We start from the raw sequence: 16,630 nt of genomic DNA, 5'->3' as shown, positions 1-16,630 counted from the left end.
TTTCTTAAGCGGTCGACTCATTATTGCATCAATAAGGTATAAGCCAAGCAAGGTAGAAGCAAAAATGAAGTTTAACCGCTTAGGAAATAGCGACTTACAGGTGTCGGATGTGTGTTTGGGCACAATGACATGGGGCATTCAAAACACCCAGCAAGATGCAGACGAGCAAATGGCGTTTGCCCTGGATAAAGGCGTGAACTTTGTCGATACGGCCGAAATGTATCCTGTTCCCCCAAATGTAGATACCTATGGCGATACAGAGCGCATTATCGGTAATTGGATTTCGCGGAACGAATCAAAGCGCTCTGACATTGTTTTAATGACTAAAATTGCTGGCAGCGGTTTGAAGTACATTCGCAACGCAGGGCCCATTACAGCTGACGCTATCGCAAACGCACTCACCTATTCATTAGAGCGCTTAAAAACCGATTATATCGACGTTTACCAGCTTCATTGGCCGAATAGAGTTACACCTCATTTCGGTAAGCATTGGCCGGATGGTGCTGATCCAACCAAAACCAATCGAGAAAAAGAACTGGATGGTATGCGTGATATCCTTTTAGGCATTAAGCGCGCGCTGGATGAAGGGAAAATTAGACACTGGGGGCTGTCAGATGACACGCCTTGGGGCATTCACGCCTTTCTTACACTTTGCAAAGAGCTGGATATGCCGCTTCCAGTTTCTATCCAAAATGAGTTCAGTTTACTTCATGCGAAAGACTGGCCTTATTTAATTGAAATGTGTGAACTAGAGAACATTGCTTACCTTCCGTGGTCGCCGTTAGCAACGGGTATGTTAAGTGGTAAGTATCAGGATGGAGCCAGACCGGAAGGTAGTCGTTGGACACTAGCTCAGCGTATGGGGTTATTTAGAGATAAAGCGCCAGCGCAGGCAGCTACAGCAGAATATATGAAGATTGCAGAAAACGCAGGAATAACACCTTCGCAGCTCGCGTTGGCGTGGTGTAAGCAAGTGCCTGGTGTTACCTCAACAATTATTGGTGCTACCACTGTGCCTCAACTTAAAGAAAATATAGACGCGTTTGATATTTCACTTTCGAAGGAAACATTGGACGACATTCACAGTGTACTAAGGCAGTATCCTTTAGGCTTCTAAGCGAATTTATTTTCTTCCTAAGAATGGCGGGGTAGCACTTCACTCCCCGTCATTTTTGTGTAATACGCACGTCATATTATGAGTTTTTCAAGTATGAAGTTGTGCGTATTATGTCAATGATTGACCCTCAACTAGCCCAGAACAGCGTGCTAGAAAAAGCACATAACTGGCGTAAGTGGCTTCTTTTAGCCTTGTTAGTCTATGTGATGTTATTAGCTGTCAGCATGATTGGCAGCGGATTCAAATTTGCTACTGGCGATCACGCGAAATCTCTTTTTAGTTTTGCTTCTAATCCTGTCATGGGATTGATTATTGGTATGGTGTGTACCGCACTTATTCAGTCTTCAAGTACGGTTACCTCTATTATTGTCGGAATGGTAGCGGGTGGTTTACCCATAACTATCGCTATACCCATGATGATGGGTGCCAACATTGGGACCAGTATTACCAACACATTGGTGAGCCTTGGTCATGTTGCAAAAAAAGATGAGTTTCAAAGAGCCTTCAATGCGGCCACTATTCATGACTTCTTCAATGTACTGTCGGTACTAATTTTCTTACCTCTTGAAATGGCGTTTGGTATTTTGGAGTTTTTAAGTGCCCAATTGGTTGCGCTTCTCCATACTGGTGAAGCCATCGGTGTGTCTGGTGTTAATCCTATTAAAGCGATGACGCAACCGGTAACAGACTTAGTTACACAAGCATTCTCCTTTTTACCTTCTATTTATCCGGGCGTAGCGAAAATAATTCTTGGCATTGGCCTTATTTTGTTTTCAATTACCTACATGGGTAAAATTATGAAATCACTTATGGTGGGCAAGGCAAAGGCGCTATTGCATACCAGCATAGGAAAAGGTCCGCTCTCTGGAATAACGTCGGGTGCTGTGATGACCGTGCTAGTGCAATCCTCGTCAACGACTACATCGCTTATGGTACCTTTGGTTGGTAGTGGAATTTTAAAAGCTAAGGATATCTATCCGTTCACATTGGGCGCGAATATAGGTACATGTATCACTGCGCTTATCGCAGCGTTGGGTGTAGTGGGGGTTAATAGTGGATTTGCACTACAAATAGCGCTAGTGCACCTGATTTATAACGTTCTGGGCGTTACGCTTATTTACGGGCTACCTTTATTGCGCAATATTCCGCTCAATTTGTCTTATCAATTATCAGTGATAGCGGCAGAGCGGAAAATGTACGGCGCAGCTTATATCGGTGGCTTATTCTTTATTATGCCTTTGGGTATTATCTTCACCACTATGTAGCTAACGTAGCGCGCCATTCTATTTTCTGTATGCACAAAAAAACGGCGCTGATGAGCTCAGTGCCGTTTTTCTTTTTTAACTTAGCGGATTTCTTAGAATGCGTATTTTGCTGAAACTTGGAAGCGGTTCATGTCGCCTTCAAGGCCGGCTTCAATCTCACGCTTTGCGAAAGCGTATTCAGCACCAACGGTTAGCGCTTTAGTTGGCGAGTACAAGTAGTTTACACGTGTACTATAAGTGCTTTCAGTGGTGGCTAAACCTGTTAATGATACGTCATTGTCTGCTTCAAACGCCGAGAACATGATGCTACTGCGCGCTTTTTCGCTCCACTTGTGACGATACGCAATGCCGTAACCTGTTGAGTCTATGGCTTCAAGGTCGCCGCTTTCGGTAAGTACTGCACCATTAACTGCGTTTAGCGCGGAATATCTGCCTAAACCTTTACCCGTGTTGAACGTGAAGCGAATATCGTCGCCATTAGACAAATTGTATTTACCGGTTACCGATACACCAAAGCTGGTTTCGTCCGCATCAATGCCAGCGGCATTATCGTAAGACAACTGTCTTAATAAGCCCGCAACTTTTACATAACCCCAGTCATACTTTGACGTATAGGCAGCTACAAAGTCTGGAACGCTGTTGTCGTCACTCGTAATTCGGCTACCACCGCCAAATGGCGTAATGGTTGATTCTGGGTTTTCTAGCGCAAGCTGAAGGCCGCCGTTGGTATATCTCACCATAACTTGACGACCAAAGGTAATACCGTCAGTCGTACCAATGAAATCAAGAGACTCTGGTAGTGAACCAACGTCCATGAATGTCGTCCAAGTTTGACCTACCAACCAGTTTTTGTAGGTAAGGTATGCATGGCGAACACGAGGCACGTAAGAGTTACTGATACGCTCATCACCGCCGCTCGTTACAATGAAGTCGAGCTCGAAAACACCGTTAATGGTATCGCCTTCAGCAGTTGGAGTAGAAGTAGCAAAGCGGAATCGTGACGTTCTGATATGCGCGTCAAATTGTGGATCTTCGTCAACGCCACCAACAGGTGTTAGTGAAGGAATATAGAAATCGCGACCTACGCTACCTGATGCAATGGTGCCATCTGAGTAGTCACTAACCATAGCGTCGACTTTAATGTAGCCTGTGAATTTCACACTTGTGTCGCCGATTGTTGCTGCTTGTGCTGCACCTGTAGATGCTGCCAGGCACAGCGCTACTGCTGTAGCCGTATTTTTTATTTTAGCTTTCATCGTGTCTGTTCCAAAAAAGTGGTTAAATAAATGTAAATTCAACGTTAACATTGCTGATTGTGTACTTATTATCTCAAAATTAAATAAGCCAATGGTCGCATAAGACTATAGTCGTAATACTTTTCTAGTAGAACCTTAGTTGTATGCTGCTAAGACCAAAGTCTCATTTTGCTTTGTGGGTGAATGGCTAGAGTGTTTCACCATACAACAAGAATTTTACATCATTGATATTGGAGGCAATCTTTATGACCGCCAGCAAAACTTATCCTGTGCCTGAGAACATTCTTCAGTCTACACATTTAACCGCATCTCAATATGATGAGATGTATAAGCAATCTGTAGAGCAACCTGAAGCGTTCTGGGCTGAGCACGCATCCATGCTTGAGTGGTATCAAAAGCCCACCAAAATTAAAAACACAATGTTTGGTGAAAACGATGTGTCTATTAAGTGGTTTGAAGATGGTGAGTTAAATGCCAGCTACAACTGTATTGACCGCCATCTAGCTGATAATGCCACAAAAGTCGCCTTTCACTGGGAAGGTGACTCACCAGAAGATAGCCAAGATATCACGTATCAACAAGTGCACTATGAAGTTTGTAAATTAGCGAATGCACTTAAAGAAATGGGCGTAGCAAAAGGTGATCGTGTTGCGATTTACATGCCGATGGTACCTGAGGCTGCCTACGCCATGCTAGCGTGTGCCCGAATTGGTGCAGTACATTCGGTGATTTTCGGTGGATTTTCACCTAACGCTATTGCCGATCGTATCAATGACAGCAACGCCAAAGTCGTGATTACTGCTGATGAAGGCCGTCGTGCTGGAAGAAGTATTCCACTGAAAGCGAATGTGGATAAAGCACTGTCTGGTGATGCGTGTCCGTCTATTACTCATGTTTTAGTTCATAAGCTCACAGGAGGAGAAGTAGACTGGAATGCTAAGCACGATGTGTGGTGGCATGACGCTGTTGATGGCGTGTCAGCGCAGTGTGAACCAGAGGTAATGAACGCGGAAGACCCACTGTTTATCCTTTATACATCAGGCTCTACTGGAACGCCAAAAGGTGTAGTACACACTACGGGCGGGTATCTCTTATATTCTGCGATGACCTTTAAATATGCCTTTGACTACAAAGAAGACGATGTTTATTGGTGTACCGCTGATGTAGGCTGGATCACAGGCCACAGCTACATGGTTTATGGCCCTATGGTGAACGCCGCATCACAAGTGTTCTTTGAAGGTGTACCCACCTATCCAGACGTTAAGCGTATTGCTCAGGTAGTGGAAAAATACAAAGTAAATAGTTTATATACCGCACCAACTGCGATCCGCGCATTAATGGCCCACGGAGATGTTCCAGCTGAAGGGTGTGATGTCTCATCGCTTCGTCTGTTAGGAACAGTAGGTGAACCTATTAATCCTGAAGCATGGGAATGGTACCACCGCGTAATTGGTATGAGCCGTTGTCCTATCATCGATACATGGTGGCAGACAGAAACAGGTGGACATATGATCCTGCCTTTACCTGGCGCTACGGAGTTGAAGCCTGGCTCAGCGACTCGTCCATTCTTCGGCATTCAGCCTGCGCTATTTGATGCTGACGGTAATGAGCTTGAAGGGGCAGCAGAAGGTAATCTTGTTATTAAAGACAGCTGGCCTAGCCAAGCTCGAACGGTTTATGGCGATCATCAGCGCTTTATTAACACCTACTTTAGCGCGTACAAAGGTGTGTACTTCACCGGTGACGGTGCTCGTTGCGACGAAGATGGCTTTTACTGGATCACCGGTCGTGTAGATGACGTGTTAAACGTTTCTGGACACCGTTTGGGCACCGCTGAAATCGAAAGTGCACTTGTTGCCCATCCTAAAGTGGCTGAGGCTGCTGTTGTTGGCTTCCCACATGATATCAAAGGGCAGGGTATCTACGTTTACGTAACGCCAAATGAAGGGGTTGAAGCAGATGAAGCCCTTACTAAAGAGCTTAAGGCGTGGGTGCGTCAAGAGCTAAGCCCGATTGCTACACCTGATATGATCCAATGGTCTCGTGGATTACCTAAAACCCGCTCTGGTAAAATAATGCGCCGTATTTTGCGTAAGATTGCCGCCAATGAGCATGAGCAATTAGGTGACACATCTACGTTGGCGGATCCATCGGTTGTTGATACACTGATAGAGGAACGTCTAAATAAGTAGAAACTAAGGATATAGACAATGATAACCCTTCTAATCGCTGATGATCATCCGCTGTATCGCGATGCACTAAGAGGCGCGTTGTCGTTGTCACTTCCAGCCTTAACCCTCAAAGAGGCGGGAGACCTTAACACTACAGTCGATATTCTCAACAACGAGGATATCGACTTATTGCTGCTTGATTTGCACATGCCGGGTAGCAATGATTTGTTTGGCTTGCTGCATATTCGAAAACTCTTTCCCGAACTTCCTGTTGCCGTAGTCTCTGGCACAGAAGACACCACACTTATTTCAAAGATTATTAGCGTGGGCGCGCTAGGGTTCATCCCAAAAACTGCCAGTGCGCAAGATATTGCAAACGCCGTAGAAGCAATTCTGGATGGCGATGTATGGCTACCTGATAACTTAAGTGAAGACGTTGATGAGGTGAATGAAGAGTTCTCTGAATTAGCGGACAAAGTTGCCTCGCTAACGCCTTCGCAATACAAGGTGCTTTGTTACATGCGAGACGGCTTGCTGAACAAGCAAATTGGCTTTAATTTAGATATCGCAGAGGCCACGGTTAAAGCGCATGTTACTGCTATCTTTAAAAAGCTGGGCATAAACAACCGCACACAAGCGGTACTTATTGCTTCACAACTTGAGTTGGAGCCGCCGGTTCAGTAGCGTCGAACTTAAGCACGGCTTCTGAGGTAGCAAATTCCGGTAAGAACTTTTCCAATGCCAAGCGGCTTTGTTCACTGAGCAAAGGATTGTCAATTTCAATAACCGTTCGCCCTTCGGTAAGTGCCATACCTTCTCTAAAGTTATCGTGAGCTAACAGTAGCTCCTGAAACTTACCCGTTTCGAAGAGCCTTAACAGACCCTCAGCTATCCGCCCTGCTAATGCCTGATTGTCGCTTCCTACAAAGAAAAAGATGGGGCTCGGGTATGAAATGATAAGGTGATCGTCGATAGTCAGACCGCGTGAGAGCGCCTTGTCAGCGAGCTCTTCTTTAATTTCCACAACACTTCTTGGAAACATATCAGCGAAGCCCTCCGAAACAGTTCGAAATGACGCCCGGTAGGTCGTTTCCAACACCGGGATATCGTTTGCGCGAAAAATCTTCGTATCGGGCCAGTCGTAGCCCAAAACCGCGCGGTATGCTCGTAACGCGTTTAATGACTTTACTTCTTTAAGTCGCGTATCGCCTTCTCTGACCAGCAGCGCACGCTTACCTAAAAGACCCGCCATAATGGGAATGCGAATGGGCAGGAACTGACGTTCACGCTCTGTTGAGGTAACGCTCCACGTCACGTCTAGCATGTGGTGTTCAAGGCTGCGTAGTTGACGTTCTTGCGCCGTTTCTTGGTCGCTGACAATCAGTTCAAAAGAGCCGTATTGAGGTTCAGTAACGCGCAGCGATTCTGTGAGAAGACGTTTAGCGTAGGCGTATACGGCATCTCGCCCAGGATGAATGTTTGGCAGGCGGAGAACGGTGTGAGGTAAGTCAGTACTTACCTCGTTTGTGTTTATCTGCTGAGCATGAGCACTCAATGGTGTAACTACACTCAACAGCAAAGCGGCAACAATTCGGGCTTTTTTCGTAACGTCCATATTGTATTTTTCATGCACTAAACGCATGCCTTACTGCAAGTTGCCCAAGGGATCCAGCTAACATTTCCCTTATGGCTAACTTGTAATGTTAATCTTTCCCCGTCAGCAAAAAGTCGTGTTCGGGGTCTACAATAAATTGACCACTCATCGCTTCTCTTCCGAGCAGCATCAAATAGGTCATTTCAGAGCGGTCCGTTAGGGTTAACTGAATATCCCACTGGTACCCGTCCATTATTATAGGCGTAATTATAACATAGCGCTTCTCAAGTGTAGCCGTTGAGCTTTTTACGCGTTTTTGTCCTTCTACACGTGCTTCTCTGCGAACCACGCGTTCGACGTTGTGAATGTCCGGATGAATATCAAATTTAATCCATAATTCACCGTCTTGATCAAACTCTTCAATGTTGTCCACATGAAGTGAAGACGTTGCCGCCCCTGTATCAACGCGTACGTTCAAATCAGAGATGGCGAGTTTGGGTAAATCGCACAGCTCTACCGCACCAACAATTTTTTTATTGTTCATCAGTTTTTCTACCAATTTTATAAAACAGGACCCTGTTCTGGTGGCAATAAATTGTCTTGTAATAATTCTACGTGTTCTGCAACAGTATCAGGCTCTGAAAAGTATGCAATGTGGTATACCGCTTCACCTTCTTGGGTAAGCGGAATATTTTGTTTACCAATTACAACACCTTCTGCAGGGCTTTCAAGGCTGTCTAAATAATTGCCAAACGGATCAGCAATAATGGCCAGTTTGTCACCTTTCTCAACATGGTCACCTAGCTGTGCTAGATGCGTCACAAAGCCACTTTCTGGTGCGCGAACCCATCCACTTTGGCGCGCTATAAAACGCTCGATACTGTGGCCCTTGCTGCGGCTTTTATTTAGCATGCCCAAATGACGCATGGTATTAATAATGCCTCTTACGCCGGCACGAATAGAAAACTCGTCATAACGTAACGCTTGGCCTGCTTCGTAAAGCAGAATTTTAACGCCACTTTCACTGGCCGATTCGCGCAAAGAGCCGTCGCGTAACTCTGCGTTAAGAAGTACAGGTACGCCAAACGCTTTTGCCATTTCCAGTACTTCTGGGTCGTCTAAGTCAGCGCGAATCTGTGGCAAGTTACTACGGTGTATAGCGCCGGTGTGAAGGTCAATGCCGACATCGCACTTACTTACCACTTCTTTGAAAAACAAGTTGGCTAACCTACCGGCAAGCGAACCTTTTTTACTCCCTGGAAAACTGCGGTTCAAATCGCGTCTATCGGGTAAATAACGAGATTGGTTTAGTACGCCGTACACATTAACCATAGGCACCGCGATAAAGGTTCCTCTTAGGCGTTCAATCGCTTTTGAGCGGATAAGTCTGCCTACTATTTCGATGCCATTTAATTCGTCACCGTGAATGGCTGCGCTAACGAACATAATGGGACCTGGTCGCTTTCCTCGTTTAACGTAAACCGGAATGCTCATATTGGTGGCCGTGTACAACGGCGGCATTTCTAACTCAATCTTTTTTGTTTCGCCAGGAGCAATGTTTTCACCCCCAATTCTTAAAACATCATTTACCACTAACGTTTTCCTATATTTACGTTATTGCATAGCAAAGGTTAAAGGGCGCTAGCCCTTTCCACGGGTTTTTGTTTTGTGCGGCTCTGCGCTTTTTTCAATGAACTCGATGATCATACTGGCGACATCTTTATTGGTCGCCTTCTCAATGCCTTCAAGGCCCGGCGAAGAGTTTACTTCCATAACGACTGGACCGTTGTTCGAACGAAGAATATCTACGCCACAACAATTTAGTCCCATCGTTTTAGCCGCATCTACCGCTGTTTTGCGTTCCGCTGGACTTAGGCGAACTAAACTTGCCTGACCGCCGCGGTGAAGGTTAGAGCGGAATTCCCCAGGTGCTGCTTGGCGCTTCATCGCTGCTACAACTTTTCCACCTACCACAAAGCAACGAATATCTGCACCGCCCGCTTCTTTAATGAACTCTTGCACTAAAATACTGGCGTTAAGACCCATAAAGGCTTCAATGATCGACTCTGCCGCTTTTTGCGTGTCTGCCAATACCACGCCAATACCTTGCGTGCCTTCAAGTAACTTAATAACCACTGGGGCGCCGCCAACCGTCTTAATAACATCGTCGATTTTGTCAGGGTGGTGTGCGAAGCCTGTTCTCGGCATACCTATGCCTTTACGTGATAAAAGCTGCAACGAACGCAATTTATCTCGAGAGCGGCTGATAGCAACCGACTCGTTAAGGCTGTATGTGCCCATCATTTCAAATTGGCGAACGACCGATGTGCCGTAAAAGCTAACCGATGCGCCAATTCGCGGGATCACTGCATCGTAATAGGGTAGTCGCTTACCGTTATAGCGAACTGACGGTCGCGCACTGGTGATATCCATGTAGCAGTGCATGGTATCGATAACGTCAACCTGATGCCCGCGAGCCTGCCCAGCTTCGACTAAGCGTGAAGTAGAGTAAAGACGAGGATTTCTAGAAAGAATTGCAATGCGCATTATAAAAAAGCCTGTAGTTTGTGTTTTATTTTGTCGTTTTATCGACCAATCTATTACCACGTTAGAACGTGATTGTTAAATAGACAAGTCATTTTTGCGCGCATACTAATGTAAGTGTTCGGGGGTGTCTTACGAATAATTCTTGTTGTGTCGATTGCTTTTAATGCATGAACTTGACTGTTTTTCACGTTAGCATTAGAGCGCGTTGGCCTTTTTAACGTAAAATCAGAATTTAAGGTCAGTCTGCTTAACGAAAAAATGTAAGGATTTGGGTTAATGAATGAGTGGTGGCATGGGTTTTTGGCGTGGTTAACTCAGTACCAGTCAAATGTCGTGTGGAGTGGTTTGGTTTTACTAATTTATTTGGCGATGTCTCGTAAGTTGCTGCCAAAATTAGAAACCAACATCGTAAAGTCAAAGCTAAAATCAAATAGTGCTATTAAAGGGCTTTTTGCTGCACGGGTTATTGTTGCTACAGTATCGTTAGCCTTATTGTTGCTAGCATGGGGGATCGATTTTTCTGGGCTCTTAGTGCTTTCCACTTCTATCATCACGGTAACCGGTGTTGCGCTTTTTGCTAGTTGGTCACTCATCAGTAACATCACTGCGTACTTTATTTTGCTCACAAACGTAGCCTATCGCAGAGGTAATTATGTGCGCATTCTCGACGGCGATAACTTCATTGAAGGTGTGATTGCCGATGTAGGGCCGTTTAGCACGCGCTTGCTTACCGCTGAGCGTGAAACCCTCATGTATCCTAACAACCTGATTTTAACCCGTCCTGTTTTGCTCAACCCTAAAGAGAAGTGGGGAGCAATGGGAAAAGTGGTGGCAAAGTCGAGCGTAGAGACGCCGGTGGTTAAAATTGAAGAAAGTAAACCACACGACGAATTACTCTAGACGTCTTTCCTTACTCATATAGCGAAAAACCTGCAGCGAGCTACTAGCTACACGTTTTTCGCCTCCCTAATGTAGCGCGTCATACTTTGAAGTAGTGCGCGCAGTTTCGCTGGTTTTAGCGGTTTAGCTAAGAAGTTTACGCCTTGGGCTTTACACTGTGTAACTAAGCTTTCATCTGGTGTCGCCGTTATAAGCGCTGCTGGCACCACAATATTAAGTCGATGTCTTATCTCTTCAATCAAAGCTAGCCCATTTTTCTCGCTGTCATGACTGAGCTGATAATCCATGAGTAAGATTTGAGGCTGAATAGTCTCACAGACTTTCAACGCGTCATCCCAATTGTTCGCAAGCACCACATTGATTCCCCATTTCTGTAATAGGGTCTGCATGGCATCTAAGTTCTCTCTTTGATCGTCCACGCAAAGCACGTCCATGCCTGTAAATGTTGTACTGCGGGGCTTTGCTGTAACGTTGGATACCTGTTTTGGCTCAGCTTTATCCAAGCTAAACGCAAAGCAGCTGCCTTTGCCTATTTTCGAGGTAACACTAATATCGCTGTTCAACTGCAGACTTAAACGTCGAACAACCCCCAAGCCAAGACCAATACCGTGTTCCTTACTTTCGTTTGCGCGGAAAAAGTCACCAAAAATGCTGTCTTTTTTATCGGTAGATATGCCAATGCCAGTGTCGATAACTTTGAAATAAACGGTGTCTTTGACAGGCTTGATAATGAACAAGACGCGGCCATTTTCCGTGTATTTCACCGCATTTGAAAGCAAGTTTTGCGTTATTCGGTATAAGTACGTTTTGTCAGCCTTTACCCAGCACGGGCGTATAATCGCTTTAAAACTAAGTCCTTTTTCCCGCGCGCGCATCGCCATTTCGTCCACAAGTGGTGACAGCAGGGTCCTTACATCAATAGGCTCAATATCGGGTTTCATTTCACCTTGATCTAAGCGTGCAATATCCAGCAAAGTGCCAATGAGTGTTTCGCTAGACGTCACGCTATGGCTAAGCTTTTGAATAATGGCTAACGCTGACTCAGTCAGTTCTTGTTCTTCAAGGGCGCTCACGTAGAGCTTGGCCGCATTTAGCGGCTGCAAAACATCATGGCTAGCGAGCGCCAAGAAGCGGGTTTTACTGGCATTGGCATCTTCTGCAGCCTTTCGTGCCCTTATCAGTTCTTTCTCGGCATCAGAGCGCCGTTCTATTTCAAGTCGAAGCTCGGCGTTTATGGAGTGTACTTCTTCAGTGCGCTTCTTAATACGAGCCTCAAGGTCAATGTTTGATTCTTCAAGCGCTTGCTGTATTTCCACGTGTCCGGTGATGTCGTTGAAGCTTGTTACGAAGCCTCCGCCAGGTAAAGGATTACCTACCATCTCAATAACCCGTCCATCCATTCGCTGTCGCGTGAAGCGATGGGGCATACCAGAGCGCAAATGAGCCAGCCTTTTTTCTACTTCACCGTCTACGTTATCTGTGCCGAACTCACCTTGTGAAGCGTTATACCGAATAAGCTTTTCTATGGGCGTACCTACTGCCAACAAGTTATCAGGGTAAGGGTAGAGGTTGGCATAGCGTTTATTCCACGCTACCAAATTTAAATGTTTGTCGACTACGCTAATGCCTTGGTCCATGTTTTCAAGTGACGTGAGTAGTGCAGTCATATTAAATTGCATGGCTTGCGTTGTGTCATCGAAGAAGTTGATAACCTCGGTAAAGTCCATCTTCTTACCACGCAATGCGCTGTCTAGCAGTACTTTGGCACTCGATGCGCCAATAACGCCACCCAAGGCGCGTTCGCAAAATGATAAAAACGACTCATTCGGCGTATCGTCGTGCTTTAATTGGCAATTATTGAGTTGCTGATATTGTTCCAACAATTGTTCACAACGACCGGATCCCATAAAGGTCGACAATAGCGTTATAAGATCGGAGACGGTCACGTTAGTTGCCTGCGCTTTAACGGTATTGTTAGTGGAAATGGCAGGAGACACAAAGGCTTCAGCTTGCATTCTGTCGATAAGACGCTGCGGTGCAAAGTGTGAAAAGAGTATGTAAACAAAGCTGTTTGCCGCTAGGCTAATCATAGCGCCTTGGCTAATGAGTTCGTTTTGTTCCATTTGTGAAACTTGCTCGCTCACAATGGGAAGCACGAGCCACAACACCCAAATCACTAATCCCACCATTAGCCCTGCGTAAACGCCGTGCGCATGCGCGCGCTTCCAGTAAAGTCCGCCAACAATGGCTGGCATAAGCTGGATAACTAACGAGAACGCAATAAGCCCAATTGAATGAAGCGAGCGGCTGCTGGTCATTTGCTGGTGGTACAAAAACGCCATAAGCAAGATAAACGCGATGACGATACGGCGAATAAGCCTGATTTTGCTCGACACGTCCTGTTTGTCATCGGTATTACCTGTAAATGCAAGAATGCGCGGCAGAATCACATCGTTGGTGAGCATAGTACTCAGTGTGAGTGTTGCTACAATGATCATAGCTGTTGCGGCAGAGAGCCCACCTACAAAGACAATCACTTGAAGAAGAACTGACTCTGAAAATACAGCCAGCGACAGTACGTAAGAGTCGGGCTCGATATTAGCGCCAGCAAAAATGGCTTTGCCTGCAATGGCAATAATAGGAATTACCGCTGAAATAATGGTCAGGTAGAGAGGGAATAACCACCTTGCCGTGCGCAGATGACCTAGGCTTAGGTTATCAATAATGGCAACGTGAAACTGCCTAGGCAAACAAACAATGGCCGCTGCCGCCATGATAGTTTGAGCGATGAAAGTAAACGAACCAAACTGCGCCAAGGCTATTTCATTGGTGAAACTTTCGAAGAATGGACCAGACTGGGTGCGCTTCCACGCACTATAACCAACAATGGCAACCAGCACTAACGCCAGCAATTTAATGGTCGACTCGAAGGCGATAGCCAGCATCAAGCCCCGTCGGTATTCGGTGACGTCCGTTTGCCGGGTACCGAAATATATTGCGAATGCCGCGATGAAGCCAGTGGCGGCAATAATAATGCCGTTGCTGTTAGGCTGCTGAGTAAGAAGTTGGAAAGTAGCGCCCACTGCTTTTAATTGAAGCGCGATATAAGGAATAGTGGCAAGGAGCGCGATAAGCGTAACTACCAAAGCTACGGTTTGGCGCTTTCCATAGCGCGACGCGATGAAGTCGGAAATGGTAGTGATGTGTTGCTTCTTGCTGACGAGGGTTAACTTGTAAATAAACTTATAACCCAAGACGTAAACGAGAATAGGCCCAAGCATGATTGGCAGGTAAATCCAGGTGTCTCTACTTGCTTGGCCTACCATGCCGAAAAAAGTCCATGCGGTACAATAAATAGCGAGGGCCAGCGAATATATAGCGGGATGTGACGTTAGTGCTCTAGCGGTGGGCGAGTTCTTTTCACCCCAACTCGCCAGTGAAAACAGCAAGAAGAGGTACAGTACTGCAAGTGTTACCCAACCAAAAACCATAACGTTCCTTTTAACTTAGTTTTAACAATGCTGTCGCTATTATAATCATTTCGACCATGGTCTACCTACGACCATGGTCTCATTTTGAATTTTTAAAGGCAGGTCTAGAGTAATACGCGAGCTCCTAAATGCTTGACTTTGCTGCTTGTGATTGTCTTTCCTTAATCACGTAACACGCAGCAATAACGTTAACAAAGCCGGGCGTTAGGAATATGTAAAATCATAACAATCAATTAACCTGACATGAGGGTGAAACAATGGCATTTAGAAACGAAGAGGACAAAAAAGCGTATTGGAGGGAGAATCTCGCTCTTCTCGCCAAGCTTTTAGTCGTTTGGTTTATCGTATCATTCGGTGCCGGCATTATTTTTGTCGATATCTTAAATGAAATCCAATTTTTTGGCTTTAAATTAGGCTTCTGGTTTGCGCAGCAGGGCGCAATTTACGTATTTGTTGCATTGATCTTTGTCTACATGGCGAAGATGAACGCCATGGACAAACGCTACGGCGTAGATGAGGAGTAAATCATGGACGTTCAAACTTTAACGTTTATCATCGTTGGCGCATCGTTCGCGCTTTATATCGCTATCGCTATTTGGGCTCGCGCAGGCTCAACTAACGATTTTTACGTTGCAGGTGGCGGCGTACCTCCCGTTATGAATGGGATGGCAACGGCAGCAGATTGGATGTCGGCAGCCTCGTTCATTTCAATGGCGGGTCTTATCTCATTTATGGGGTATGACGGTGCAGTATATCTAATGGGGTGGACAGGTGGTTATGTTCTACTTGCGCTTTGTTTAGCTCCCTATTTACGTAAATTTGGCAAATTCACGGTACCTGACTTCATTGGGGATCGTTACTACTCACAAACCGCGCGTACGGTTGCTGTATTTTGTGCAATCTTCGTTTGCTTTACATACGTTGCAGGTCAAATGCGTGGCGTAGGTGTGGTATTCAGCCGCTTCTTAGAGGTTGATATTGTGTCTGGCGTGGTTATCGGTATGGTTATCGTGTTCTTCTACACCGTACTTGGCGGTATGAAAGGCATTACTTACACGCAAGTTGCACAGTATTGTGTAATGATTTTCGCCTACATTGTACCTGCGGTATTTATCTCTATGATGGTAACAGGACATATCCTGCCGCAAACCGGCTTTGGTGCAACCTTAGCAGACGGTTCGGGGGTGCATATGCTGCAGAAACTCGATAATTTATCTGTCGAGTTAGGCTTTAACGAATACACCTCAGGAACAAAAAGTACCATTGATGTATTCTTTATCACCTTTGCGTTAATGGTAGGTACAGCGGGTCTTCCACACGTAATCGTTCGCTTCTTCACTGTGCCTAAAGTTCACGATGCGCGTAAATCTGCAGGCTATGCACTAGCGTTTATCGCAATTCTATATACCACAGCACCGTCACTAGCAGCGTTTGCCCGTGTGAATATGATCGAAACCATTAATGGACCTGAAATGACGGGAACCAGCTATGAAGAAGCGCCGTCGTGGATTAAAAACTGGGAACAAACTGGCCTTATCTCATATGAAGACAAGAACGGTGATGGCAAGATGTTCTATTCGGGTGACGAGCGCAACGAAATGAAAGTCGACCGCGATATCATGGTATTGGCTAACCCTGAAATTGCGAACTTACCTGCGTGGGTTATTGCACTCGTTGCAGCGGGTGGTGTGGCAGCAGCATTGTCAACGTCCGCAGGCTTGCTGCTGGTTATTTCAACCTCTGTTTCCCATGATTTATTGAAACGAAACTTTATGCCAAACATTACCGATAAAGCCGAGCTCATGTATGCGCGACTTGCTGCTGGGGTGGCCATTGTCATAGCCGGTTACTTTGGTATCAATCCGCCAGGCTTTGTTGCACAGGTGGTGGCATTTGCCTTCGGCTTAGCGGCGTCGAGTTTCTTCCCGGCAATTATTATGGGTATCTTCAGCAAGCGCATGAACGATAAAGGTGCTATTGCTGGTATGATTTCAGGTATTGCCTTCACTGCGGCTTACATTATTTACTTCAAATTTGTAAACCCAGCGGCCAATACGCCTGACAACTGGTGGTTTGGTATTTCTCCTGAAGGTATTGGTACCTTAGGTATGATGGTGAACTTCATTGTGGCTTTCCTTGTGTTCAAAGCAACAGATGAAGCGCCAGAAGAAATCCAAGAACTGGTTGAAAGCATTCGTTATCCTAAGGGTGCGGGTGAAGCATCAGCGCACTAAACTAATGTTGCCTTAAGATAGGCTTTAGCAAAATAAAACCAATCTACTGGCGAAA

At 45.7% G+C, this 16,630-nt stretch carries 13 protein-coding genes; 7 read left to right on the top strand and 6 right to left on the bottom strand.

Annotated elements, in window-relative coordinates; translation table 11 throughout:
- Positions 1-64 precede the first annotated feature (64 nt).
- Both ACFI6L_RS06805 and ACFI6L_RS06800 read left to right on the top strand, forming a co-directional pair.
- Complete coding sequence (locus ACFI6L_RS06805; RefSeq protein ID WP_014950828.1) at positions 65-1,117, top strand: aldo/keto reductase; 1,053 nt, start codon at positions 65-67, stop codon at positions 1,115-1,117.
- 110 nt (positions 1,118-1,227) lie between these two features.
- Positions 1,228-2,382 carry a Na/Pi symporter gene (locus ACFI6L_RS06800; RefSeq protein WP_462573651.1) on the top strand — a complete coding sequence of 385 codons (1,155 nt, stop codon included), beginning with the start codon at positions 1,228-1,230 and terminating at the stop codon, positions 2,380-2,382.
- A 92-nt stretch (positions 2,383-2,474) separates the two neighbouring features.
- On the opposite strand, the gene ACFI6L_RS06795 is transcribed toward ACFI6L_RS06800, so the two are convergent.
- A complete protein-coding gene (locus ACFI6L_RS06795) occupies positions 2,475-3,638 on the bottom strand; it encodes a DcaP family trimeric outer membrane transporter (protein WP_014950826.1) in 1,164 nt (387 codons plus the stop codon).
- A gap of 245 nt (positions 3,639-3,883) precedes the next feature.
- Here ACFI6L_RS06795 and acs point away from each other — a divergent pair, with 245 nt between their 5' ends.
- Positions 3,884-5,830, top strand: coding sequence for an acetate--CoA ligase (gene acs / locus ACFI6L_RS06790; protein WP_014950825.1), 1,947 nt, complete (start codon positions 3,884-3,886; stop codon positions 5,828-5,830).
- 18 nt (positions 5,831-5,848) lie between these two features.
- Positions 5,849-6,493 (top strand): response regulator transcription factor, encoded by a 645-nt coding sequence (locus ACFI6L_RS06785; protein ID WP_014950824.1) that lies wholly within the window; start codon positions 5,849-5,851, stop codon positions 6,491-6,493.
- Here the strand turns inward: ACFI6L_RS06785 and ACFI6L_RS06780 are convergent.
- From ACFI6L_RS06780 to rimK, 4 genes are all read right to left on the bottom strand, one after another.
- Entirely contained in the window at positions 6,453-7,451 is a 999-nt protein-coding gene (locus tag ACFI6L_RS06780) for an amino acid ABC transporter substrate-binding protein (protein ID WP_462573650.1), read from the bottom strand. The genes ACFI6L_RS06785 and ACFI6L_RS06780 overlap by 41 nt on opposite strands.
- 61 nt (positions 7,452-7,512) lie before the next feature.
- Positions 7,513-7,947 carry an ATP-dependent zinc protease family protein gene (locus ACFI6L_RS06775; protein WP_014950822.1) on the bottom strand — a complete coding sequence of 145 codons (435 nt, stop codon included), beginning with the start codon at positions 7,945-7,947 and terminating at the stop codon, positions 7,513-7,515.
- Between the two features lie 17 nt (positions 7,948-7,964).
- The gene (locus ACFI6L_RS06770) at positions 7,965-8,996 is read right to left on the bottom strand and encodes a succinylglutamate desuccinylase/aspartoacylase family protein (protein ID WP_462573649.1); all 1,032 of its coding nucleotides are present in this window, start codon (positions 8,994-8,996) and stop codon (positions 7,965-7,967) included.
- Between the two features lie 48 nt (positions 8,997-9,044).
- Positions 9,045-9,950, bottom strand: a complete 906-nt coding sequence (gene rimK, locus ACFI6L_RS06765; RefSeq protein ID WP_014950820.1) for a 30S ribosomal protein S6--L-glutamate ligase — start codon at positions 9,948-9,950, stop codon at positions 9,045-9,047.
- A gap of 276 nt (positions 9,951-10,226) precedes the next feature.
- On the opposite strand from rimK, the gene ACFI6L_RS06760 reads away from it, so the two are divergent.
- Entirely contained in the window at positions 10,227-10,850 is a 624-nt protein-coding gene (locus ACFI6L_RS06760) for a mechanosensitive ion channel family protein (RefSeq protein WP_014950819.1), read from the top strand.
- Between the two features lie 47 nt (positions 10,851-10,897).
- Here ACFI6L_RS06760 and ACFI6L_RS06755 read toward each other — a convergent pair whose 3' ends face one another.
- Entirely contained in the window at positions 10,898-14,341 is a 3,444-nt protein-coding gene (locus ACFI6L_RS06755; protein ID WP_462573648.1) for a PAS domain-containing hybrid sensor histidine kinase/response regulator, read from the bottom strand.
- Positions 14,342-14,598: 257 nt separating this feature from the next.
- Here ACFI6L_RS06755 and ACFI6L_RS06750 point away from each other — a divergent pair, with 257 nt between their 5' ends.
- Both ACFI6L_RS06750 and ACFI6L_RS06745 read left to right on the top strand, forming a co-directional pair.
- Positions 14,599-14,865: a DUF4212 domain-containing protein gene (locus ACFI6L_RS06750; RefSeq protein ID WP_014950817.1), complete on the top strand. Its 267-nt coding sequence runs from the start codon at positions 14,599-14,601 to the stop codon at positions 14,863-14,865.
- Positions 14,866-14,868: 3 nt separating this feature from the next.
- On the top strand, positions 14,869-16,575 hold the full coding sequence (locus ACFI6L_RS06745) for a sodium:solute symporter family protein (protein ID WP_014980378.1): 1,707 nt from the start codon (positions 14,869-14,871) through the stop codon (positions 16,573-16,575).
- Positions 16,576-16,630: the final 55 nt, after the last annotated feature.

It is taken from the genome of Alteromonas sp. G4i35, assembly GCF_054960375.1.
Note: the sequence above shows the minus strand (reverse complement) of the source record. Positions and strands in the feature narration are given on the sequence as shown.

Bases quoted from the DNA above. Each gene is read 5' to 3' on its own strand.
- ACFI6L_RS06775 (WP_014950822.1), bottom strand. From the start codon at position 7,947: ATGAACAATAAAAAAATTGTTGGTGCGGTAGAGCTGTGCGATTTACCC.
- ACFI6L_RS06800 (WP_462573651.1), top strand. From the start codon at position 1,228: ATGTCAATGATTGACCCTCAACTAGCCCAGAACAGCGTGCTAGAAAAA.
- rimK (WP_014950820.1), bottom strand. From the start codon at position 9,950: ATGCGCATTGCAATTCTTTCTAGAAATCCTCGTCTTTACTCTACTTCA.
- ACFI6L_RS06805 (WP_014950828.1), top strand. From the start codon at position 65: ATGAAGTTTAACCGCTTAGGAAATAGCGACTTACAGGTGTCGGATGTG.
- ACFI6L_RS06745 (WP_014980378.1), top strand. From the start codon at position 14,869: ATGGACGTTCAAACTTTAACGTTTATCATCGTTGGCGCATCGTTCGCG.
- ACFI6L_RS06760 (WP_014950819.1), top strand. From the start codon at position 10,227: ATGAATGAGTGGTGGCATGGGTTTTTGGCGTGGTTAACTCAGTACCAG.
- ACFI6L_RS06780 (WP_462573650.1), bottom strand. From the start codon at position 7,451: ATGCGTTTAGTGCATGAAAAATACAATATGGACGTTACGAAAAAAGCC.
- ACFI6L_RS06755 (WP_462573648.1), bottom strand. From the start codon at position 14,341: ATGGTTTTTGGTTGGGTAACACTTGCAGTACTGTACCTCTTCTTGCTG.
- ACFI6L_RS06750 (WP_014950817.1), top strand. From the start codon at position 14,599: ATGGCATTTAGAAACGAAGAGGACAAAAAAGCGTATTGGAGGGAGAAT.
- ACFI6L_RS06795 (WP_014950826.1), bottom strand. From the start codon at position 3,638: ATGAAAGCTAAAATAAAAAATACGGCTACAGCAGTAGCGCTGTGCCTG.
- ACFI6L_RS06785 (WP_014950824.1), top strand. From the start codon at position 5,849: ATGATAACCCTTCTAATCGCTGATGATCATCCGCTGTATCGCGATGCA.
- acs (WP_014950825.1), top strand. From the start codon at position 3,884: ATGACCGCCAGCAAAACTTATCCTGTGCCTGAGAACATTCTTCAGTCT.